General features: G+C 73.6%; 20 protein-coding genes. 15 read left to right on the top strand and 5 right to left on the bottom strand.

Going from position 1 to position 22,460, the window contains the following annotated elements:
* Window positions 1–31 precede the first annotated feature (31 nt).
* The gene (locus tag ACIQFY_RS05065) at window positions 32–580 is read left to right on the top strand and encodes a dihydrofolate reductase family protein (RefSeq protein WP_326496892.1); all 549 of its coding nucleotides are present in this window, start codon (window positions 32–34) and stop codon (window positions 578–580) included.
* Window positions 581–681: 101 nt separating this feature from the next.
* Window positions 682–2,013 (top strand): NAD(P)/FAD-dependent oxidoreductase, encoded by a 1,332-nt coding sequence (locus ACIQFY_RS05060; protein ID WP_235426368.1) that lies wholly within the window; start codon window positions 682–684, stop codon window positions 2,011–2,013.
* Between the two features lie 143 nt (window positions 2,014–2,156).
* On the opposite strand, the gene ACIQFY_RS05055 is transcribed toward ACIQFY_RS05060, so the two are convergent.
* Window positions 2,157–3,062 carry an SDR family oxidoreductase gene (locus tag ACIQFY_RS05055; protein WP_326496891.1) on the bottom strand — a complete coding sequence of 302 codons (906 nt, stop codon included), beginning with the start codon at window positions 3,060–3,062 and terminating at the stop codon, window positions 2,157–2,159.
* A 95-nt stretch (window positions 3,063–3,157) separates the two neighbouring features.
* Here ACIQFY_RS05055 and ACIQFY_RS05050 point away from each other — a divergent pair, with 95 nt between their 5' ends.
* From ACIQFY_RS05050 to ACIQFY_RS05040, 3 genes are all read left to right on the top strand, one after another.
* Window positions 3,158–3,730: a TetR/AcrR family transcriptional regulator gene (locus ACIQFY_RS05050; RefSeq protein ID WP_326496890.1), complete on the top strand. Its 573-nt coding sequence runs from the start codon at window positions 3,158–3,160 to the stop codon at window positions 3,728–3,730.
* Between the two features lie 67 nt (window positions 3,731–3,797).
* Window positions 3,798–5,009 (top strand): acyltransferase, encoded by a 1,212-nt coding sequence (locus ACIQFY_RS05045; RefSeq protein ID WP_326496889.1) that lies wholly within the window; start codon window positions 3,798–3,800, stop codon window positions 5,007–5,009.
* Window positions 5,010–5,135: 126 nt separating this feature from the next.
* Complete coding sequence (locus ACIQFY_RS05040; protein WP_400338562.1) at window positions 5,136–6,317, top strand: FAD-dependent oxidoreductase; 1,182 nt, start codon at window positions 5,136–5,138, stop codon at window positions 6,315–6,317.
* Between the two features lie 98 nt (window positions 6,318–6,415).
* Here the strand turns inward: ACIQFY_RS05040 and ACIQFY_RS05035 are convergent, their stop codons facing one another.
* Both ACIQFY_RS05035 and fdhA read right to left on the bottom strand, forming a co-directional pair.
* Window positions 6,416–7,282 (bottom strand): UbiA family prenyltransferase, encoded by an 867-nt coding sequence (locus ACIQFY_RS05035; RefSeq protein WP_066658628.1) that lies wholly within the window; start codon window positions 7,280–7,282, stop codon window positions 6,416–6,418.
* Window positions 7,283–7,376: 94 nt separating this feature from the next.
* Complete coding sequence (fdhA, locus tag ACIQFY_RS05030; protein WP_251154445.1) at window positions 7,377–8,597, bottom strand: formaldehyde dehydrogenase, glutathione-independent; 1,221 nt, start codon at window positions 8,595–8,597, stop codon at window positions 7,377–7,379.
* Between the two features lie 189 nt (window positions 8,598–8,786).
* On the opposite strand from fdhA, the gene ACIQFY_RS05025 reads away from it, so the two are divergent.
* A complete protein-coding gene (locus ACIQFY_RS05025) occupies window positions 8,787–9,635 on the top strand; it encodes an aminoglycoside phosphotransferase family protein (protein WP_326496886.1) in 849 nt (282 codons plus the stop codon).
* Between the two features lie 12 nt (window positions 9,636–9,647).
* On the opposite strand, the gene ACIQFY_RS05020 is transcribed toward ACIQFY_RS05025, so the two are convergent.
* A complete protein-coding gene (locus tag ACIQFY_RS05020) occupies window positions 9,648–10,133 on the bottom strand; it encodes a GNAT family N-acetyltransferase (protein ID WP_326496885.1) in 486 nt (161 codons plus the stop codon).
* A gap of 219 nt (window positions 10,134–10,352) precedes the next feature.
* Window positions 10,353–11,267 (bottom strand): DMT family transporter, encoded by a 915-nt coding sequence (locus ACIQFY_RS05015; RefSeq protein ID WP_326496884.1) that lies wholly within the window; start codon window positions 11,265–11,267, stop codon window positions 10,353–10,355.
* Window positions 11,268–11,338: 71 nt separating this feature from the next.
* On the opposite strand from ACIQFY_RS05015, the gene ACIQFY_RS05010 reads away from it, so the two are divergent.
* The 9 genes from ACIQFY_RS05010 to ACIQFY_RS04970 all read left to right on the top strand — a co-directional run bounded on the left by ACIQFY_RS05010 (window position 11,339) and on the right by ACIQFY_RS04970 (window position 22,393).
* Window positions 11,339–12,187 (top strand): LysR family transcriptional regulator, encoded by an 849-nt coding sequence (locus tag ACIQFY_RS05010; protein ID WP_400338559.1) that lies wholly within the window; start codon window positions 11,339–11,341, stop codon window positions 12,185–12,187.
* Window positions 12,188–12,258: 71 nt separating this feature from the next.
* The gene (locus ACIQFY_RS05005) at window positions 12,259–13,458 is read left to right on the top strand and encodes a histidine kinase (protein ID WP_326496882.1); all 1,200 of its coding nucleotides are present in this window, start codon (window positions 12,259–12,261) and stop codon (window positions 13,456–13,458) included.
* Complete coding sequence (locus ACIQFY_RS05000) at window positions 13,446–14,153, top strand: response regulator transcription factor (RefSeq protein ID WP_326496881.1); 708 nt, start codon at window positions 13,446–13,448, stop codon at window positions 14,151–14,153. The genes ACIQFY_RS05005 and ACIQFY_RS05000 overlap by 13 nt, the downstream gene beginning before the upstream one ends.
* Window positions 14,154–14,186: 33 nt before the next feature.
* Complete coding sequence (locus ACIQFY_RS04995) at window positions 14,187–14,999, top strand: fructosamine kinase family protein (protein WP_400338556.1); 813 nt, start codon at window positions 14,187–14,189, stop codon at window positions 14,997–14,999.
* 55 nt (window positions 15,000–15,054) lie between these two features.
* Window positions 15,055–15,849: an HAD family hydrolase gene (locus tag ACIQFY_RS04990; RefSeq protein ID WP_400338554.1), complete on the top strand. Its 795-nt coding sequence runs from the start codon at window positions 15,055–15,057 to the stop codon at window positions 15,847–15,849.
* Between the two features lie 56 nt (window positions 15,850–15,905).
* Window positions 15,906–18,128, top strand: coding sequence for an ArnT family glycosyltransferase (locus ACIQFY_RS04985; protein ID WP_400338552.1), 2,223 nt, complete (start codon window positions 15,906–15,908; stop codon window positions 18,126–18,128).
* A gap of 52 nt (window positions 18,129–18,180) precedes the next feature.
* Window positions 18,181–18,903, top strand: coding sequence for a response regulator transcription factor (locus tag ACIQFY_RS04980; protein WP_400338550.1), 723 nt, complete (start codon window positions 18,181–18,183; stop codon window positions 18,901–18,903).
* A 35-nt stretch (window positions 18,904–18,938) separates the two neighbouring features.
* Window positions 18,939–20,519 carry a sensor histidine kinase gene (locus ACIQFY_RS04975; protein WP_400338548.1) on the top strand — a complete coding sequence of 527 codons (1,581 nt, stop codon included), beginning with the start codon at window positions 18,939–18,941 and terminating at the stop codon, window positions 20,517–20,519.
* A gap of 539 nt (window positions 20,520–21,058) precedes the next feature.
* Window positions 21,059–22,393 (top strand): glycosyltransferase, encoded by a 1,335-nt coding sequence (locus ACIQFY_RS04970; RefSeq protein ID WP_400338547.1) that lies wholly within the window; start codon window positions 21,059–21,061, stop codon window positions 22,391–22,393.
* Window positions 22,394–22,460: the final 67 nt, after the last annotated feature.

The raw sequence follows: 22,460 nt of genomic DNA, 5'->3' as shown, positions 1-22,460 counted from the left end.
GCGGGGTCGCGGCGGCCCTATGCTCCGCAGCATGCGCAAGGTGACCTCGGGGCTGTTCGCATCGGTCGACGGTGTGGTGCAGGACCCGTACGAGTTCCAGTACGACTCGTTCGACGCCGAGCTCGGGACCGCCATGACGGCGTGGATGGAGCGGACCGAGACGGTGTTGCTCGGCAAGCAGAGCTACCTGGAGTGGTCCGAGTGGTGGCCCCGGCACGAGGACGACCCGTTCGGCCGGTGGATCAACCCGATCGAGAAGCACGTCGCGTCGACCACCCTCGGTGACGACATGACGTGGCAGAACGCGCACCGGATCCAGGGCGACGTCGACGACTTCGTCCGCGACCTCAAGGCCGGCGAGGGCGGCGACGTCGCGGTCACCGGCAGCGTCACGCTGGTGCGCCACCTGCTGTTCGCCGGACTCCTCGACGAGCTGCAGCTCATGGTGCACCCGGCGATCGCCGGCGCCGGGCGGCGACTCTTCGAACCGACGGACCCGCCCACCCGCCTGCGCCTGGTGCAGAGCGTGGTGACCAGCAAGGGGAACGTGCTGAGCACCTACGCGCCGTTCGACGCCTGACGGCGGCGGGGCGTGCCTCCAGGCCGGACCGCGGGACCGCTCCATCGGCAGCCGGACGGGCAGGTGGACGGACGGGTGCCGAGACCGGCGTACCCTTCTGGGTGGCCGTCGACCGCACCACCCTGGAGAACACCATGTCCGAGGACACCCGCCCGCACGTCGTCATCGTCGGGGGTGGCTTCGCGGGGATCGCGGCCATGCGTGAACTCGCCGACGCGGACGTCCGGGTGACGCTCGTCGACCGCCACGTCTACAACATGTTCCAGCCGCTCATGTACCAGGTCGCCACCGGCGGCCTGAACGCGGGCGACGTGACGTACTTCCTGCGGAGCCTGCGGGCGAAGCAGTCGAACGCCGACTTCCGGCACGGACTGCTCACCGGCATCGACACCGAGCACCGCATCGCTGAGATGTCGGACGGCGAGCACCTGCACTACGACTGGCTGATCCTGGCGAACGGCGTCAACACGAGCTACTTCGGCACCCCCGGTGCGTACGAGTACGCCTACTCGATGTACTCCCGCTCGCAGGCACTCCGCATCCGCGACGAGCTGTTCACCCGCCTCGAGCAGGCCGCGGCCCAGCAGGGTCCTGACGAGATCCGCGTGGTGATCGTCGGCGGCGGCGCGACCGGCGTGGAGATGGCCGGCGCCCTCGCGGAACTCCGCGACCAGGCGCTCGTCGGCGCCTACCCGGAGATCGAGCGCGGCAACATCTCCATCACGCTGGTGCACCGCAGCGGCGAGCTGCTCAAGCCGTTCGCCCCGCGCCTCCGTCGGTACGCGGCCAAGGTCCTCCGGAAGCGAGGGGTCGTGCTCCGCCTGGACACGGGCGTCGCCGAGGTCAAGGAGGACGGGGTCGTCACCGCCTCGGGCGAGTTCATCCCCGCGTCGCAGGTCATCTGGGCCACCGGGGTCGCGGCGCACAAGGAGGTCTCCGGCTGGGGCCTCCCGCAGACCCACGGCGGTCGCATCCAGGTGAACGACGACCTCAGCGTCAAGGGCGTGGAGCGGATCTTCTCGGCCGGTGACATCGCGGCGCAGGACGACGCGCTCGCGCAGCTCGCCCAGCCCGCACTGCAGGGCGGCAAGCACGTCGCGCGCCAGGTGGTGCGGCTGCTCGACGGGAAGCCGACCGAGCACTTCAAGTACTTCGACAAGGGCACGATGGCGACCATCGGGACGAACGCCGCGGTGGCGCAGCTGCGCGGCGGCATCACGATGGTCGGCCCCGTGGCGTGGCTGGCGTGGGTCGCGGTGCACATCGCCTCGCTGCTCGGCAACGGCAACCGGCTGTCGACGCTCTCGCACTTCTTCGTCCGCTACCTGTGGTTCATGCGGAAGCGCTCGATCCCGATCGTCGGGGACGTCCGGCCGGTGCGCCCGAACGGCGACCGCGAGCCCGAGCCCTGGCAGATGCAGAAGGCCGAGTAGCGCCGCCGCGGGCCGGGCCGGGCCGGGCCGGCCCGCCGGCGCCGAGACTCGGCCCCGCGGACAGTTTCGCGGCGGTTGCGTCGCGAAACTGTCCGCTGTGCCGAGTCTCGCCACCGTGGTGACGAGCGCGGCGGGCGCGGCCGTCAGCGAGCGGCGGCGTGTGCGTACGCCCCTGCGGCGATGTCCTCGAGCAGGGACGGCCCGACGGGCTCCCACCCGAGCAACTCCTGCGTCGCGGTCGACGACGCCGACATCTCCGCGCTGAAGAACCCGCCGATGAACCCGAAGTGCGCCGACGCGTCCGACGGGTCGATGCTCGTGACCGGCAGCCCGAGCGCGTCGCCGATCGCTGCGGCGATCTCCCGCGTGGGGATCCCCTCCTCGGCGACGGCGTGCAACCGTGCGCCCGCGGGGGCCTGCTCGAGACCGAGTCGCACCATGCGGGCGGCGTCGTCCACGTGCACGGCCGCCCAGCGGTTGCTGCCGTCACCGACGTGGCCGGACACCCCGCGCTCGAGCGCGACCCCGGCCAGGTACGCGACGAAGCCGTGGTCGCCGACGCCGTGCGTGGTCGGGCTGAACCGCGCAGCGATCGCGCGGACCCCCTGGTCGACGAAGTCGAGCGCCCGGTTCTCGCTGCCACCGCGGGGGCTGTCCACGCCCGTGAAGGGAGACGGGTCCCGCTCCTCGGCGGGACGACCCGGAGCCAGGGCGGCGACCCCGGATGCCACCACGAACGGGCGGTCCGTGCCGACGAGGGCGTTCGCGAGGGTCTCGACGGCGGCGCGCTCGGTGGCGTTCGTCGCAGCCTGGTCGGACCAGTCGTGCTTGTTCGCGAGGTGCAGGACCCCCTCGGCACCGGCCGCACCCCGGGCGAGCGCCCCGAGGTCGTCGAGGTCGCCGCGCAGGACCGTGACGCCCTTCGTCTCGAGCGCCGCGGCCGCCGCGTCGGAGCGCGCGAGGCCGGTGACGTCGTGCCCGGCGGCGAGCAGGTCGTCGACGGTGTGGGAGCCGATCCATCCGGAGGCCCCGGTGACGAACACGTGCATGAGTGGTCCCTTTGTGGGGTGTCCGCGGCTTGATGTCACGGACTGGCATCACCGTAGCACTCGATGTCAGCGACTGTCATCAGTAGGATCGTCCCATGGCACGATGGCGATCGGGCACCCGGGAACGACTGCAGGCGACCGCACTGCAGCGCTTCGCCGAGCACGGCTACGACGAGACGACCGTCGCCGAGATCGCCGCGGCGGCCGAGGTCACCGAGCGCACCTTCTACCGGCACTTCGCCGACAAGCGCGAGGTGCTGTTCGCCGGGCAGGACGACTTCACCGGCATGTTCACCGACCCGATCGCCCAGGCCCCCGGGGGGACACCCGCCCTCGCCCTGGTCGGTCGCGCGCTCGACTCCGCGGCCGCGTTCTTCCCCGACGACCGTCGCGCGTGGTCCAGGGCCCGACAGCAGGTCATCGACGCCGTCCCCGCACTGGGCGAGCGGGAGCTCGGCAAGCTCGCGACCCTGAAGGTCCACCTGGGCGGCGCACTGCGCGCACACGGGATCGACGAGCCGGCGGCCACGATCGCCGCAGAGACGGCGGTCACGGTGTTCCACCTGTCCTTCACGCAGTGGATCGCGGACGGCGAGGACCGCGACTTCGCGACGATCGTGCACGAGCGGCTGGACGCACTGACCCGGATCCTGCACCCCGGATCTTGAGCGTGCTCTTACCCGGACAGGGCAAGCTCGTCGTCATCCGTTCGAACGATCCTCACAGGGAGGAACCGTGGCGACGAACACCCTCGCCCCCGAGCACGCCCACGCGGTCGACCGCAGCACACCGGTCGGCCGTGGGATCCGTGCTGCCCGGCCGACGCCGCCACCGCCGCTGACCCGCCGCGCTCCGGCCCTCGACGGGCTCCGGACGATCGCCATCGCCATGGTGATCCTGTACCACCTGCACGTGCCGCAGTTCGAGGGCGGCTTCATCGGCGTCACCGTGTTCTTCGCCCTGTCCGGGTTCCTCATCACGACGCTGCTGCTCGGCGAGCACCGGAAGACCGGACGCATCCGTCTCGGGACCTTCTGGCTGAAGCGTCTGCTCCGGCTCTACCCGGCCCTCGTCGCTCTCGTCGTGGTCGGGCTGCTCCTGTGGAACTGGGTCGGTGACTACAAGGGCGCCTCGTTCAGCCCCGGCGAGGCCGCGTTCATCGCACTGACCTACACCGGCAACCTCTTCCGATCCTTCTGGGACACCACGCAGGGCGTCTTCGCGCACACGTGGTCGCTGTCGATGGAGGAGCAGTTCTACCTGGTGTGGCCGCCCGTCCTGGTGCTCCTCTTCCTGGTCCGCTCCCGTCGACGCTGGCTCGTCCTCGGGCTCGGCGCGGTGATCGTGACGTGCTCGGTCGTCGCCGGCCTGGTGTACGCGAAGCCGAACAGCGGCGCGACGCCCGACGTCTACTTCTCCCCCGTGCTCGGGGTCGTCCCGCTGGCGACCGGCTGCCTGCTCGCGCTGCTGCTCGACGACGAGCGCATCCGCACGTGGGCCGCCGGGGTCGCCGGGCACGTCGCGACCTGGGCCGGGATCGTCCTGCTCGCCGGGACCATGCTGTGGATCGGCGACGACTGGGCGCAGCACGCCTGGACCTTCAGCGTCGTGCTGCCGCTCACGGGCGTCGTCTCCGCGGTGCTCATCGGCGGGCTCGTGTCGGTGCGGTCGCCGCTGTCGGCCGCACTCGCCTGGTCGCCGGTCTCGTGGTTCGGTCGGCGCGTGTCGTACGCCGCGTACCTCTGGCACCCGCTCGTCATCGCGCTCCTCGACCCCTTCGCCGTCGGGCCGTGGGGCAAGGTGCTCATGATCGCGGGCGCCGTCGTCGTGGCGGTCGGCGCCGCGTACGCCGTCGAGGTCCCCGTCGAGAAGGCACAGAAGCGCTTCCGCGAGGCCCGTCGGCTCGCCGCCGAGGACCGCGCCGAACGCGCACGCGTCACCACCTGACGACGTCGGCGAGCGTCCGCCGACGTGACGCACCGTCGGACGGGAGGCCCGTGGCGCGCCCGCCACGCGCCTCCCGTCCGACGACGCCTGGGTGGGTCGCCGCGACCGGTCCGTAGGCTCGCCTCCGTGACCACGGAACGCGTCGACGTGCTCGTCGTCGGGGGCGGGCCCGTCGGCCTGTTCGCCGCTGCGCTCCTCGAGCGGGCGGGCGTCACGGTCGCCGTCTGGGAGCGGCGCGACACCGAGCCGACGGGCTCGCGCGCGATCGGGATCCACCCGCCGTCGCTCGACGCCTTCGCCGCGATCGGCCTGGACACCGCGGTGCTCGCCGAGGCGGTGCTCGTCCGCACGGGCGTGGCCCGGAGTCGCGGACGGGAACTCGGGGCGCTGTCGTTCGACCGTGCCTCCGCGACGCACCCGTACGTCGCGACGCTCGACCAGCACCGCACCGAGGCGCTGCTGCGCGACCGGCTCGCGTCCGGGACGCTGCGGACGGGCACGACGGTGACCGCCCTGTCCCGCCGCGTCGGGGACGTCGTGGCGCACGGTGTCGGACCCGACGGTGCCCCGGTCGTCGTCGAGGCGGCCTTCGTCGTCGGCGCGGACGGCGCCCGGAGCGCGGTGCGGGACCTGGTCGGCATCGCGACCTCGGGCCGCGACTACCGCGACCGGTACGTGATGGGCGACTTCGCCGACCCCGAACCCGAGCAGGCCCGGTCGTCAGCACTGGTCGACGTCGGACCGGAGGGGGTCGTCGAGTCGTTCCCGCTGCCGGGTGGCAGGCGGCGGTACGTCGCCCTCGTGCCGGACGACCGCACCGCACCGGCCGGTGGCGAACCGGACCCGGACGCCGCCGCCCGCCTCGCCGCGATCGTCGCGGGACGCACCGGTGCCCGGCCCGACCCGGCGACGTGCACGATGACGAGCGGCTTCCGGGTGCGGCGGCGGGAGGCGTCGCACGTCGGTGTCGGACGGGTGGTGCTCGTCGGGGACGCCGCGCACGAGATCAGTCCGATCGGCGGCCAGGGCATGAACCTCGGCTGGCTCGACGCCGCCGCGCTCGCGCCACTGCTCGCCGAGGCCGTCCGTTCAGGCACGGACGGGCCGTGGCAGGAGTCCGCGAACGGGTACGCCGTCGGGCGGCAGGCCGCGGCGCGGCGGGCTGCTCGGCAGGCGGAACTGAACATGGCGCTCGGGCGTCCCACGGGCGTGCTCGGGTCGGTGGGGCGGGAGGCGCTGCTCCGCACCGTGCTCGCGCTGCCGAGCGCCGACGGGCTCGCCGGGGTCTACGCGATGCGGTGGGCCTGAGTCAGCCGGTGCCGATGCCGTTTCCGGTGCCAGTGCCGGTCCCGGTGCCGGTGCCGGTGCCAGTGCCTGTGCCGGTCCCGGTGCCGCTTCCGGTGCCGTCAGGCGATCAGTCGGGCGCCGGCGACGCCGAGCTCGACGACGAGGACGAGCGAGGACGCGATGACCAGGCGGAACAGTGCCCGCGTCGGACGACCGGCGAACACGAGGCGGATCCCGACCACCGCGAGCACGACGACCACGAGGGCTCCGACGACCGCCAGGACCGTCCCGGCCGTGCCGACGCCTCCGCCGGCGACCTGGCCGCCGAGCACCAGCGCCGCCGCGACGACGAGCGACCCGAACGCCAGCGTCCCCGCGCCCCGGAGCCCCAGCCGGTGGGGGAACCCACGGACGCCGGTCGCCTCGTCGTCGAGCAGGTCCGGCAGCACGTTGGTGCAGTGGATCGCGACACCGAAGACCGCTCCGGTGGCGATCGCCCACCACGCCGGCCACGAACCGTCGCCCCCGGCAGCGACGGACACGACCGGCAGCAGCCCGAACGCCACCACGAACGGCACGACGGACCAGACCGTCCGCTTCAGTCCGGCGTCGTAGGCCCAGCCGGCCGCGACGAGGACGACGTGGGCCACCGCGGCGACCGGGCCCAGGGCGAGCGACAGGAGCACGGCGACACCCGCGGTCGTCACGGCCGCGGTCCGGACGGTCCCGACGGGGATCAGTCCGCGGGCGACGGGCTTGTCACTGCGGCCGACGGCCCGGTCGCGGTCGGCGTCGATCCAGTCGTTGGCGAGGCCGATCGACAGCTGCCCGGCCACGACGGCGAGCGCCACGAGCACGACGAGCCACCACGGGTGCCCGACGGCCGCGGCGATCACCGCGGCGAGGACCGTCACCGTGACCGTCGGTCCGGGGTGTGACGACGCGAACAGCAGGCGGACGGTCGAGGGCCGGCGGGTGTCGCTCACACCGGCGAGCGTACGGACCGGTGGCTGCGCGAGTGCGACGACGGCCACGGCCCGCGCCGCACCGGGTGTCGATGCGACGCGGACCGTGCGGCGGTCAGGCCGCCGGGATCAGGCCGTTCGGGTTCAGCACGTACTTCGTCGCGGCACCCTTGTCGAACTCCTCGTACCCGCGAGGGGCCTCGTCGAGTCCGATCGGCTTCGCGTTGACGTTCTTCGCGATGCTCGTGCGGTCGTGCAGGATCGCCATCATCAGCTGCCGGTTGTACTTCATCACCGGGCACTGCCCCGTGGTGAAGGACAGCGACTTGGCCCACCCGGTGCCGAGGCTGAGCGACAGGGCGCCCTTCTTCGCGGCCTCGTCGACGCCGCCCGGGTCACCCGTGACGTAGAGCCCGGGGATGCCGAGTGCGCCGCCGGCGGCCGTGACGTCCATCAGGGAGTTGAGCACGGTGGCCGGGGCCTCGTGTCCGGCACCGGAGCCGTGCCCCTTCGCCTCGAAGCCCACGGCGTCGATGCCGCAGTCCACGAGGGGTTCACCGAGGATCTGGTCGATCTGGTCGGCCGGGTCGCCCTTCGTCAGGTCGACCGTCTCGCACCCGAAGCTGCGCGCCTGCGCCAGCCGGTCGGCGTTCATGTCCCCGACGATGACGACGCTCGCACCGAGCAGGAACGCGCCCGTCGCGGCGGCGAGACCCACCGGCCCGGCGCCGGCGACGTAGACCGTCGAGCCGACCTCGACCCCGGCGGTCACCGCACCGTGGAAGCCGGTCGGGAAGATGTCGGAGAGCATCGCGAGGTCGAGGACCTTCTCGAGGGCCTGGTCGCGGTCCGGGAACTTCAGCAGGTTCCAGTCGGCGTAGGGCACGAGCACGTACTCGGCCTGGCCGCCGACCCAGCCGCCCATGTCGACGTAGCCGTAGGCGCTGCCCGGGCGGTCCGGGTTCACGTTGAGGCAGATGCCGGTCTTCCGCTCCTTGCAGTTCCGGCACCGCCCGCAGGCGATGTTGAACGGGACGGAGACGATGTCCCCCACCTTGATGAACTCGACGTCCGGACCGACCTCGACGACCTCACCGGTGATCTCGTGCCCGAGCACGAGGTCCGTCGGAGCGGTCGTGCGGCCGCGGACCATGTGCTGGTCGCTGCCGCAGATGTTCGTCGCCACGGTGCGCAGGATCGCGCCGTGGTTCACCTTGCGTCCGACGTTCGCCGGGTTCACCCCGGGTCCGTCCTTGAGCTCGAACGTCGGGTAGTCGGTGTCGATGACCTCGACCTTCCCGGGTCCCTTGTACGCGACTGCGTGGTTGCTCGCCATGTGATCCTCCTCGATCGGTCGGCGGCGGCACGTGCGGGGAGCGCGCAGCACTGCAGTGCGCTCCTCGTCCCGTCGAGGGGCCGTCTCCGTCGACGGGTGATCCGGACTGTACCGCCCGTGTCCGAGGGCGACAAGGACGGTGCGCGACTACCGGATGACCACTCGTCGCGCACGTGCCAGGATGGCGCCGTGGGGTGGGACGACAGCGGGCTGAGCCCGGCGCAGGCGGCGTTCGTCGCGCAGGTGCTCCCCGGGGCGTCGATGGTGGCGGACGAGTCGTGGGGCCTCCTCGACACCCGGGTGCTCCACGTCCGGAACGGTGCCGGGGAGCACACCGTGAAGGCGTCCGGACCGGAGAACACGCACTTCCCGCGGGAGCTGACGGCGCACCGGCAGTGGACCGGGGCGCTCCTCCGTGGTGACGACACGGGCCGTCTGGTCGCCGCGGACGCCGAGAGCCGTGTGCTCGTGCTGGAGCGGGTCCCCGGGCACCTCGCGCTCGGGACCCCCGACGAGACCGCTGCGACCGTGCACCGACAGGCAGGCACGATCCTCCGCCGGCTCCACGACCAGGCGGCCCGCACCGATGCGGAGTACCTGACGGCCGAGACCGCGAAGGCACTCCGCTCCCTCGACGCCCCGCACCGCGTCGATCCGCAGCTCGAGGACCGCGCGCGGACGCTGCTCCGGTCGTCGACCCCGCGCGCCGCGACCCTGGTGCCGACGCACGGCGACTGGCACCCCCGGAACTGGATCGTGCAGGACGGCCGACTGCGTGCGATCGACTTCGGTCGCTTCGGGTTCCGCCCGGCCGCAGCGGACCTCACCCGCCTGGCGGTCCTGCACTGGGAGGACTCCCCCGAGCTCGAGCACGCGTTCTTCGCGGGCTACGGGTCCGATCCTCGTGACACCGACGACTGGCGCTGGCTCCAGCTGCGTGAGGCGGTCGGGACGGCCGTGTGGGCCTTCACGGTGCACGACGAGCGCTCCGAACGACAGGGGCACCGGATGCTCGAGAACGCCCTCGCCGCCTTCTGACCCGCCCGAGGTTCAGGCGGACGTTCCGGCGAGGGACCTCCGGTACCAGCGGTCGGAGTACGGCTCGTCGTTGAACGGCTCGACCCGCCGGTAGCCGAGCCGCTCGTACAACGCACAGGCCTCGGAGAGCTCCCCGCGGGTGTCGAGCTGGACCGTGCCGACGCCCCGCTCCGCGCACGCCCGCTCGGCGGCGCGGACCATGCGTCTCCCGATGCCCCGCCCGCGGGCCTCGCCCACGGTGAACACCTTGGTCAGTTCGGCGACGTCCCCGCGGAAGCGCGCGCCGGCACACGCGACCGGTCCCCCGTCGTCGAGGGCGACGAGGAGCACACCGGTCGTGCCCGTGAGGTCGTCGGAGGGCTCGTCGTGGAGTGCCTGGTCGACCTCGTCCTCCGTCGCGGGCCGGCCGTACCACCGCGAGGCGACCTCGGAGGTGTACCGGCGGAGGATGCGCACGGCAGCGGGCGCACCGGGGAGCACGGTCTCGATCGTCAGCACGGGGCGAGCGTACTGCCGCGGGTGAGCGCGCCGAGTCCTCCCGGGCGTACCGGGTGGTTCCTCGCCGGTCCTGGTGCGCCCGGCCGTTCCGGGCGTACCTGGTCGATCCGGGCGTACCTGGTCGTTCGTTCCCACCAGGTACGCCCGGTTCCACCTTCCATCGCAGCCGCTCTGGGAAGGAACGGGCAGCGCCCCGCCCACGCCCCCGCCCGAGCGACGTCAAGCGGCGGCTGCAGCCCGCGGGGCGCTCCGCCGCCGGCCGCCCAGGACCCCGGACGCCAGCGCGATCCCGAGCAGCACGACGAGCCCACCCACGGGCTCGTTCCACCGCAGCGGCTCGCCGAGCACGAGGACCCCGAGTCCCACCCCGACGACCGGCGTCAGGTACGTCACCGTCGAGGCCCGCCCGGCGCCCCACGCCCCGACCAACCGCGTGTTCCACGCGTACGCCAGCCCCGTGCCCACCGCGCCGAGCCCGACCATCGCGGCCACGATCCTCCAGTCCAGCTGCACCGGACCGGTCGCGATGACGGGCGCGACCAGCAGCATGAGCAGCGCCGCCAGCGTGAGCTGCACGGTCGCGACGGTGGTCGGGTCCTGCCCGCCGCCGACGCCGAAGCGGCGGAGCCACGCCAGACCGATGCCGTACGAGGCGGTCATGCCGAGCAGGGCCAGCTGCCCCGGCACGGTGGCGAGCACGGCCGGGTCGCCGATCAGGTCCCACGGTCCGACGAGCACCAGCACCCCCAGGACCCCGAGGGCGATCCCGCCGAGCTGTCGCCGACCCAGCCGCTCGGAGGGCACCAGCACGGCGAGCGCCAGCAGCGTCATGATCGGTGTCGTCGCGTTGTAGATGCTCGCCAGACCCGACGGCACCGTCTGCTCGGCCCACGCCATGAGCGACGAGGGCACCGCGTTCAGGAACACCGCGACGACGAGCAGGTGCCCCCAGACGCGCGGCTCGCGCGGCCACCGCCGTCGGGTGACGAGCAGCACGACGACGAGCGTGACCGCCCCGAGCACGGTGCGGACGGTCGCGACCTGCTGCGGTGCGAGGCCCTCGAGCCCGATCTTCGCGAAGAAGAAGCTCGAACCCCAGGTGAGGGCGACCAGGACGTAGAGGAGGGCGTTCACGAGCGCTAGCATCGGCCACGTCCGGCACATGTGTCGAACGACTGACCTGCATGACTGCATGAAGGACACGCATGACCCTCTCGATCCCGCAGCTCCGCGCCTTCGTCGCCACCGTGGACGCCGGCTCCTTCACGGGTGCGGCCACCACCCTCGGCGTCGGTCAGTCCGCCGTCTCGCACGCCGTCGCAGGGCTCGAACGCGAGGTCGGCGGGCCCGTGGTCCGGCGCGGCGGCGCCGCGGTCGCCACCCCGCTCGGCGACCGCATGCTGGCCCACGCCCGCAGCGTGCTCGCCTCGGTCGACGCCCTGGAGGCCGTGGTGCGGCCCGCCACGATCCGCGGCACCGTGCGCCTCGCCGCCGTCCCGACCGTCTGCCAGGGCCTGCTACCGCGGCTCCGCGAGCTGTGGGCAGTGACGCTGCCGGACGTCGACGTGCAGGTCTACGAGGGTGACGACGACGAGATGGCCGAGTGGCTCGAGGGCGGCACCGTGGACGCCGCCGTGCTCGTCGACCCGGTGCCGGCACCCCACGGGGGCGTGGTCGTCGCGCGGGACGAGATGGGCGCGGTCGTCCGGCGCGACCACCCGCTCGCGTCGAGTACTGCGCTGACGCTCGACGACCTGCACGAGGACTGGCTGGTCGCCGGCGGCGGAGGCTGCGAGCACCAGATCCAACGGATGCACGAGCTCGCCGGGCAACCGTTCCGCTGGGCACACCGCGTGCGGGAGATGAGCACGATGTTCGGGATGATCCAGCGGGGCGAGGGGGTGTCGATCGTCCCGACGCTCGGACGGGTGATGCTGCCGGACGACCTGGTGATGCTGCCCGTGGAGCCGCGGTACGTGCGGACACTCGTGCTCAGCGGACCCGGCTCGCGGCCGTGGCACCCGTTGGCCCGGGCCCTCGTCGAGGCGGTGTGACCCCGGCCGCCGCCGTTTGTCCGACCTTCGGCCGATCCGGCGCGGGTGCCGGGGTTCCTAGGCTCGGAGCCGTGACCTCGACCGTGCTCCGTCCCGTGCCCCTCGGCCGACGCGTGTGGGCGCAGTCGTGGCGACTCGTGCTCGCGGCACTCGTCGGGCTCACCGCGTTCAGCGCGATCTGGTCGACCCTCGACACCACACGGTGGAGCGAGGCCCGGCTCGGTGCGGCGTTGCTCGTCGACCTCGCCGTCGGGCTCACCGCGCTCGTCCTGGTCCCCTTCCGGCACCGGGCGCCACTGCTCGTCGGCGTGCTCGTCATCGCCGGCAGCACCGTGTCCACCTTCGCGGTCGGCGCGGCCGTCCTCGCGCTGGTCTCGCTCGTCACCCGGCGGCGCCCGGCCGAGATCGCGATCGGGAGTGCGGCGTTCGTGGCCGCCTCGATGTTCGGTGAGGGGCTGTACCCGATCGAGGACGCCACGCCCCTGTGGCAGGTGCTCGTCGCGGCCGTCGTGCTCACCGCCCTGCTCGTCGCGATCGGCATCGCGATCGGGCAGCGGCGGGCCCTGCTCGACGGGTTGCGCGAACGGGCCGCCCTGCTCGAGCGCGACCAGCAGCTCCGCGAGGACCGCGCCCGGGAGCAGGAGCGGGCGCACCTGGCCCGCGAGATGCACGACGTGCTGGGACACCGGCTGTCGCTCGTCGCCCTGCACGCCGGGGCGCTCGAGTACCGCGGCCGGTCGCTGTCGCCCGACGAGACGGTCGAGGCCGCCGGGGTCGTCCGGGCCGAGGCGCACTCCGCACTCACCGAGCTCCGCGACGTGCTCGGCGTGCTGCGGGAACCCGGGGACACCGCCGCGCTCGCCGGAGCCGCTCCCCCGCAGCCGACCCTGCGCGACCTCCCCGTGCTGCTCGATGAGGCGCGGTCCTCGGGCGCCGTGGTGTCGGCGACCGTCGACGAGGCCGTCACCGCCGCGCCGGACACCGTCGGGCGGCACGCCTACCGGGTGGTGCAGGAGGCGCTGACGAACGCCCGCCGACACGCTCCGGGGCAGCCCGTCACCGTCACGGTCGACGTGCGCCACGGTCCGGCGCTGCGCGTGCGGGTGGGCAACCCGACGGTGGGAGCCGCGAGCACCGGCGACGGCGCTCCCGGCGGTCACGGCCTGCGGGGCCTGGCGGAACGGGCCCGGCTCGTCGGTGGGACCTTCACGGCCGGTCGCGACGACGACGGCACCCACGTGGTCGAGGCGGTGCTCCCGTGGACGGTGTGAGCGCACCGATCCGGGTCGTCCTCGTCGACGACGACCACCTCGTCCGGGCCGGGCTCCGACTGCTCCTGAGCGGCGACGACGGCATCGAGGTCGTCGGCGAGGCCGGCGACGGACTCGAGGCCGAGGGCGTGATCGCCTCCGCAGCACCCGACGTCGTGCTCATGGACATCCGGATGCCCCGCTGCGACGGCCTCGTCGCCACCGAACGGGAGCTCCGGAAGCAGCCGGAGCTGGCCGTGCTCGTCCTGACCACCTTCCAGGACGACGACCTCGTGCTCGGAGCGCTGCAGCGGGGCGCCCGGGGCTTCCTGCTCAAGGACACCCCGCCGCACGACCTCGTCCACGCGGTCCGGACGGTCGCCGCCGGGCGGTCGATCCTGTCGCCGTCGGTGCTCGACCGCGTCATCGCCGTCGCGGCGAGCGCCCCGACCGGGACGGGACGTGGGACGGCCGCCGTCGCGACCGCCACGGCCGACGGGGCCGCCGAGCGCGCGCTCCTGGCGAGCCTGACCGACCGCGAGACCGAGGTCGCCCTCGCCGTGGCCGCCGGAGCCTCGAACGCACAGATCGCCGCGGACCTGTTCGTGAGCCTGGCGACCGTGAAGACCCACGTGGGGCACGTGTACGAGAAGTTCGGCGTCGAGAACCGGGTGCAGCTCGCCCTGGTCGTGCACGCCGCCCGTCGCGGAGCCTGAACACTCGTCGAGCACCCTCGGCAGGATGGACCGGTGCCCGAGATCCACGTGAAGACGTTCCGCGACCCCGACGAGGCGACCGCCGAGGCCGCCGGACTGGCCTGGCTCGCCGAGGCCGAGGAGACGGGCGGCACCCGGATCGCCCGCGTGCTCGACCACCCGGAGCCGACCGTGCTCCACCTCGAGCAGATCCGGGACGGCAGCCCGACGCGGGCGCAGGCCGAGCGCTTCGGTCGCTCGCTCGCGCGCACCCACGCCGCCGGTGCCGACCACTGGGGTGCACCCTCGCCCGGGTTCCCGACCCGCGGCGGCCTGCGGATGGGCCGGTCGCGGACGCCGTTCACGAGTGCCGCCGACGCACCGGCCACCTGGGGCGCGTTCTTCGCCGAGTACCGCATCCGGGACTTCGTGCAGCGCATCGTCGACCGCGGTGGCTTCGACGCTGCCGAGGCCGCGGTGTTCGACCGCGTGGCCGACCGGCTCGAGGACGGCACGCTCGGCTCCCCGCAGCCCCGGCTCGTCGGCGACGCTCCGGCGCGCATCCACGGCGACCTCTGGGCGGGGAACGTCCTGTGGCCCACGGGCTCCTCGGAACCGACCGGTGCGGCGCTCATCGACGCAACGCCGCACGGCGGGCACGCGGAGACCGACCTGGCACTGCTGGCGCTGTTCGGACTCCCCCGGCTCGAGACGGTGCTCGCCGGGTACGACGCCGAGTCCCGCTTGGCGGACGGCTGGCAGGAGCGCGTCGAGCTCCACCAGCTCGCACCGCTGCTGCTGCACGTGTTCCTGTTCGGCGGCTCGTACACCGACCACGCGTTGCGCGCCGCCCGCCGGTACGCCTGACGCCGCGGGGCGTCCACAGCGGCGGGGACGCAGGTGTGTCACCTACGCTGGCGCGATGGCGGTGGAGCAGACGGGTGGCCCGGTCCTCGCGTTGTTCGACGTGGACAACACGCTCGTGCACGGCGCGAGCGCCTTCCACCTGGTCCGTGGCCTCCGGGCCGCCGGACTGATCACCTTGCGCGACATCGTCAGCGCCGGGTGGAAGCACGCGCGGTTCAAGGTGCGCGGGGAGGACGACCGGCACCTCGCCGCGGCGCAGACCCGCGGGCTCGAGGTCATCACCGGCATCACCGTCACCGACATGGCCCGGTTGGCCGACGACGTGTGGGAGCGCCACACGGAACCGAGCGTCTGGCCGGAGACCGCCGCGCTCGCGCGGGAGCACCTCGCGAAGGGCCACCAGGTCTGGCTCGTCACCGCGACGCCGACGTTCCTCGCCGACGTGATCGCGCGGAGCCTCGGCCTGACCGGTGCCCTGGGCAGCGTGTTCGAGGTGCAGGACGGCGTGTACACGGGCCGCCTCGACGGGGCGTTCCTGCACGGCGAACAGAAGGCCGTCGCCGCCCGGGCGCTCCTGGCGAGGACCGGTGCCGACCCCGCGATCTGCTGGGCCTACTCGGACTCGCGGCACGACATCCCGCTCCTCTCGCTCGTCGGGAACCCCGTCGTGGTGAACCCGGACCAACAGCTCGCGACACACGCGCGCACCGCTGGGTGGCCGTCGATGCGGCTGCAGCGCGCGAGCATCCGCCAGGCCCGCCGACGGGTCCGCCGCGAGGCCGCCTCCGGCACCGGTACCGCTACCGACACCGGCACCGGCACCGGCACCGGCACCGTGCAGCGCTCTTAGGGAGCACCGAGGGAACACATCGGATCGGCCGACCCGGACCGGCGATCGTCGTCGACATGACCACCTACCCGACCCCCGCGACCGACCGTCCGGGCCGCGCCCACCCCGGTGGGAGCACCGCCGCCCGGGTCCGTCGACGCCAGCCCCTCGTCCGCCTGTTCGCCGGCGAGCGCGAGGACGCCCGCTGGCTCCGCCCGGCGTTCTGGGCGCTCCTCGTCCTCACCGCCGTCGTGTACCTGTGGGACCTCAGCATCTCCGGGTACGCGAACAGCTTCTACGCTGCCGCCGTGCAGGCCGGCACGAAGTCCTGGGAGGCGTTCTTCTTCGGTTCCCTCGACTCGTCGAACTTCATCACCGTCGACAAGCCCCCGGCCTCGCTGTGGGTGATGGTGCTGTCCGCCCGGGTGTTCGGCTTCTCGTCGACCAGCCTGCTGCTCCCCCAGGCGCTCATGGCCGTCGGCTCCGTCGCCCTGGTGTGGGGCACGGTCCGGCGGACCCTCGCCCGCCTCGGTGCGACGGCCGCGAACGTCGGTGCGCTGCTCGCCGGCTTCGTCGTCGCCGCGACCCCGGCCGCCGCGCTGATGTTCCGCTTCGACAACCCGGACGCGCTCCTCGTCCTGCTCATGACCGCGGGCGCGTACTGCACCGTCCGGGCGCTCCCGAGGGGCAGCTGGCGGTGGATCGCCCTCGCCGGTGTCGCCCTCGGCTTCGCGTTCCTGACGAAGATGCTGCAGGGCCTGCTCGTCCTGCCGGCGTTCGGCCTCGTGTACCTGTTCGCCGCACGCACGAGCTGGGGCCGGCGCGCGATCGGCCTCGGCATCGCCGCGGTCTCGCTCGTCGTGTCCGCGGGATGGTGGGTGGTCGCCGTGGCGCTCTGGCCCGCGGAGGCGCGCCCGTACATCGGTGGGTCGACCGACGACACGGTCCTCGACCTGGTGTTCGGCTACAACGGCCTCGGCCGGATCCTCGGCGGCTCGGGCAACGGCGGCGGCGGGGGCGGCACGGGCGGAGGCGGCACCGCGGGCTCGTCGTTCGGCGGTGCGACCGGGTTGGACCGCCTGTTCTCGTCCGAGATGGGCCTCGAGATCTCCTGGCTCCTGCCCGCCGCGCTCGTCGCGCTCGTCCTCGGCCTGGTGGTCGTCGGTCGTCGGCACCTCGCCGATCCGGCACGCGCCGGTCTGGTGCTGTGGGGCGGCTGGCTGATCGTCACCGGTCTGGTCTTCTCGTTCATGTCCGGCACGATCCACCCGTACTACACGGTCGCGCTCGCCCCGGCGATCGCCGGCCTGGTCGGCACCGGTGGTGCGCTCCTCTGGCACGCCCGCGAGCGTGTCACCGGTCGCCTCGGCCTCGCCGCGATGGTCGGCGGGACGGCGTTCTGGAGCTGGTGCCTGCTGAACGAGGACCCGACCTGGCTGCCCTGGCTCCGATGGGTGGTGCTCGTCGGTGGGCTCCTGTCCGCCGCGGCGATCGTCGTCGGCAGCGTGCCCACCCTCCGGAAGGCCGTCACCGTCGGCGTCCTCGCGGGCACCCTGTTCGGGCTGACCGGCACGACCGCGTACGCGCTCGCCACGACGACCGTCGCGCACTCCGGGTCCATCCCGAGCGTCGGCCCGGCGGGCAGGGGCTCCGGTGGGACGGGCGGCTTCCCAGGTGGCGGTGGACAGCCGGGAGGCGCGGGAGGCCCCGGCGGGTCGACTGACGGCACGCAGACGGACGGCTCGCAGGACGGTGGCGGCCCGGGCGGGCAGGGCACGCAGCAGGACGGGACGGACGGCTCCCGGCAGGGCCCGGGCAGCGGCGGGCAAGCGCCGACCGGCTCGGCTCCTGCGGGGACGGGCGACGGCGTCCCGACGATGCCGGGCAGTTCCGGCTCCGGCTCCGCGACCTCGGAGGACGGTACCCCGACCGGCGGCGGCGGCGGGATGGGCGGTGGCGGTGTGACGACGTCGTCGGCACTGACGAAGCTGCTCGCCGCCTCGGACGCGAAGTGGTCGGCCGCGGTGAACGGCTCGCAGTCGGCCGCGCAGCTCGAGCTCGACACCGACACCGCCGTGATGGCCATCGGCGGCTGGTCGAGCGACCCCGCGCCGACCCTGGCCGAGTTCCAGGCCTGGGTCGCGGCCGGTGACGTCGGCTACTACGTGTCCTCGGGCTCCGGCGGCGGGATGGGTGGCGGCTCGTCGACCGCGAGCGCGATCCAGGAGTGGGTCGCCGCGCACTACGAGGCGACGACCGTCGGCGGCCAGACCGTCTACGACCTGAGCGCGACGAAGTGACGGCATCGACGTGACCGACGACGAGGACACGGCGGTGGCTAGGCTCCGGTGCATGGCGGACCGACCACTCCGACGCACCGACGGCAACCCCGTCCGGGTCCTCGTCGTCGACGACGAGCACGCGCTCGCCGATGCCGTCGCCCTCGCGTTCGAGGGCGACGGCTGGGCCGTGCGGGCCGTGCACCGCGGACGGGACGTGCTCTTCGCGGCGCGGGAGTTCCTGCCCGACGTGGTCGTGCTCGACGTGATGCTGCCGGACATCGACGGCTTCGAGGTGCTCGAGCGGCTCCGGGACGCACGGGACCCCGTGCGGGTGCTGTTCCTCACCGCCCGGGACGCCCCCGAGGACCGGCTCGCCGGACTCACCTGCGGCGGCGACGACTACCTGACGAAGCCCTTCGGCATCGACGAGCTGCTCGTCCGTGCCCGCATCCTGGCCCGGACCGCACCGCAGGTGGTCGCGGCACCGGGGTCGTCCGCGGTCGTGGTCGGCGACCTCCGGCTCGACGAGGAGGACCGCTCGGTGCTGCGCGACGGCGAGCCGATCGAGCTCACACCGACCGAGTACGAGCTCCTCCGCCACCTCGCCCGGAACGCGAACCGGGTGCTGTCCCGCGAGCAGATCCTGGCGAGCGTGTGGGGCATGGACTTCGGCACGTCGTCGAACCTCGTCGACATGTACGTCTCGTACCTGCGGCGGAAGCTCGACGCCGGACACGAGCCGATGCTGCAGACGGTCCGGGGTGCCGGTTACGTGCTGCGGCCGACGACGTGAGCCGTCCGGACGGGGCGGGGCGTGCCTCCCGGCCGGTGCGCACCCCGTCGCTGCGCTGGCGGATCGTCGGAGCCGTGGCGCTGCTGCTCGTCGCGACGAACGTCGTCGTCGGCGCGGTGACCGTGATCGCGTACCGCGAGTACCTGGTCGGGCGGCTCGACGCGGAGCTGGCGACGGCGGCGGGACGGACCCCGGGCGGGCAGCCGCCGTCCGGACCGCCCCCGGAGTCCTCGGGCGGTCAGCAGGACCCGGACAACCGGTTCATCGGGGCGCCGGGGCAGGCGGCCGACACCGTCGTGGCGGTCCTGCGCGACGGTGCAGCCGTGCTCGCCGGGTACACGGACGGTGCCGGTGCGCAGCACGGTCTCAGCCGAGCGCAGGAGGCCGTGCTCGCGGACGTCGCACCGGATGCGACCCCCACGACGGTCTCGCTGGGGTCGCTCGGGGCGTACCGGGCGCAGGCGGTCACCCGCGGCGGCGACGTCTTCGTGACGGCGCTGCCCCTCGGGGACCTGCGCGCGTCGGTCGTCCGACTCGTCGTCGTCATCGGGAGCACCACGCTGCTCGCACTCCTCGTCGCGGCGTGGGCGCTGACCCTGGCCGTCCGACGATCGCTGCGTCCGCTCGAGCGGGTCGCCTCCGTCGCGTCGAGCGTCACCGCACTGGACCTCGAACGCGGCGACGCCGACATCGCCGCCCGGGTGCCCTCCGCGGACCTCGTGGTCAGCCGCGAGGTCGAACAGGTCGGCACCGCGCTCAACCGGCTGCTCGGCCACGTCGGCCGCGCACTGACCGTCCGACGGGACGCCGAGCGGGGCATGCGCACCTTCGTCGCCGACGCCTCACACGAGCTGCGCACGCCGATCGCGACCGTCCGCGCCTACGCCGAGCTGTCGGCCGGTTCGCAGGACGTCGCAGCGCTGCAGCGGAACGCCGAACGGATCGGCCGCGAGGCGGTGCGGATGGGCGACCTGGTCGAAGAGCTCCTGCTGCTCGCCCGGCTCGACGCCGCCACACACGACGGCGCGGCGCCCGACGCAGCGACACACGACGGCGCGGCGCCCGACGGCCCGGCGCCCGACGCCGCGGCCCTCGCCGCCCGGCCCGGGACGGTGCACGAGGAGGTCGACCTCACCGCCACGGTGCTCGAGGCCGTGATGGACGCACGAGCCACCGCACCCGACCACCGGTGGACGCTGCAGCTCGCCGACGACCACCCGCTGACGGTGTCCGGCGACCCGGGGCAGCTGCGGCGCGCCGTCACGAACCTGCTCGCGAACGCGAGGACGCACACCCCGGCGGGGACGACCGTCGTGGTGTCGCTGCAACGGGTCCCGCGCACCGGGGGCGGCGAGGCCGCGACGGGTGGGCTCGCTCGGCTGGTCGTGGCGAACGACGGACCCCCGATCGACGCCGAGGTCCTGCCGGTGCTGTTCGACCGCTTCACCCGGGGCTCGTCGTCCCGCTCGCGGGAGCACGGGACGAGCGGCCTCGGACTGGCGATCGTCCGCGCGGTCGTGGCCGCACACGGTGGGAGCGTCCGGGTCGTGTCGGAGCCGGGACGGACCGCGTTCACGGTCGACCTGCCGGAGGCCGGCAACCGATCCGACGCCTGACGATCCCGGTGCACGATCCCCACGGACCGCGAACCAGGATCGTCACGCGTACCTGCTCCCGCTTCCTCGTCTGCCACGGGTACGCTGCGGGCACCGGCGGAAGGGGAACGCGATGGACCAGCGACACGGCGACCTGCGGGACGGCGACCTGCGCAGCGGCGACCTGCGGGACGGTGACCCGCGCGGGACGGACCAGCGGTTCACCCGCCTGCCGGAGCGTGCCCGACCCGAGGACCTGGTCGTCGAGGTCCCGGCGTTCGAGGACGACCGACCCCAGCCCGAACCCGAGCCGCCGGCCGCCGCCCCCGAGCTCGTCGCCGCGACCCGCTTCGCGCAGACCTCGCACGCGATGCCGACGATCCGGCGGACGCAGACGCGCGCGGGGCTCTGGATCGCGGGCGTGCCGATCGCGGCGCTCGCCGTCGTCGCGATCGTGCAGATCGTGCTCGGCGTCACCGGCTTAGCCCTCCGACCGCTTCTTAGGGGCACCACAGGGTGCTGCTGCGGTCCGCATCGACGCGCTGCCGAGCCTGGGCGGCATGACGGAAGCAGCCACCCCCCACGACAGCAGCACCCCGCTCGACAGCAGCACCGCGCTCGACATCGACATCGTCGTGCCCTGCCACGACGAGCAGGGCACGCTCGCCGCCCACGTCCGACGTCTGCACCACTTCTGCCGGACGTCGTTGCCGCACACCTGGCGCATCACGATCGCCGACAACGCCTCGACCGACGACACCGGGCGCATCGCCGACGACCTCGCCGCGATGCTGCCCGAGGTGCACGCCGTCCACCTGCCGCTCAAGGGTCGCGGCCGTGCCCTCAAGGCGGTCTGGGCAGCGTCCCCGGCCGCCGTGCTCGTCTACGTGGACGAGGACCTGTCGACCGACCTCGCGGCGCTCGAACCGCTCGTCGCACCGCTGCTCTCCGGCCACTCCGACGTGGCGATCGGCACGCGGCTCGCGGGGTCCTCCCGGGTCGTGCGCGGCGGCAAGCGCGAGTTCATCTCCCGCTCGTACAACCTGCTCCTCCGGAGCACGATGGGCGTGTCGTTCTCCGACGCCCAGTGCGGGTTCAAGGCGATCACCCGCCAGGCCGCCGACCACCTGCTGCCCCTCTGCGAGGACGACGCGTGGTTCTTCGACACCGAGCTCCTGGTGCTCGCCGAGCACGCGGGGCTGCGCGTCCACGAGGTCCCGGTCGACTGGGTCGACGACGTGGACTCCTCGGTGCACATCGCGTCGACCGCAGCCGAGGACCTCAAGGGCATGTGGCGCGTTTCCCGCGGGCTCGCGACCGGACGCATCCCGATCGACCCGGTGTACGACGCCATCGGCCGGCAGCCCTTCACGACACCGCACCTGGGGATCGTCGGACAGCTCCTGCGGTTCGGGACCATCGGCGTGCTGTCCACGGTCGCCTTCGCACTGCTCTACGCGCTGTTCCGTCCCGCGATCGGTGCGCAGACGGCGGACTTCCTCGCGCTCCTCGTCACCGCGATCGGCAACACCGCACTGAACCGCCGTTTCACCTTCGGTGTCCGAGGGCGGGCGGGGGCCGGTGTCCACCACGTGCAGGGACTCGTCGTGTTCGGCATCGCCTGGGCGATCACCGCCGGGTCGCTCGTCCTGCTGCACACGACCGTGCCCGGGGCGTCGCACGGCGCCGAGGTCCTGGTGCTCACCGGCGCGAACCTCGTCGCGACCCTGGTGCGCTTCGTCCTCTTCAAGGCGTGGGTGTTCCGCACGCGGCGGCGTCCCGTGCTCGTGCGCCCCGGCGGCCCCACGGCAGCCGTCGCCGACGCTGCCGGCCCGCTCGCGACGACGGCGACCGCCGCGTCGGCGGCCCGGCGAGTCGACGAGCCGGCGGCCTGAGCCGCCGCAGCAGGCGGCGCGGCACGGCGCTCGCGGCACGCGGCACGCGGCACGGCGCTCGCGGCAC

The organism is Curtobacterium sp. NPDC092190 (assembly GCF_044755625.1).
Taxonomy (GTDB): domain Bacteria; phylum Actinomycetota; class Actinomycetes; order Actinomycetales; family Microbacteriaceae; genus Curtobacterium.
This window is presented reverse-complemented; position numbering and strand designations above follow the sequence as displayed.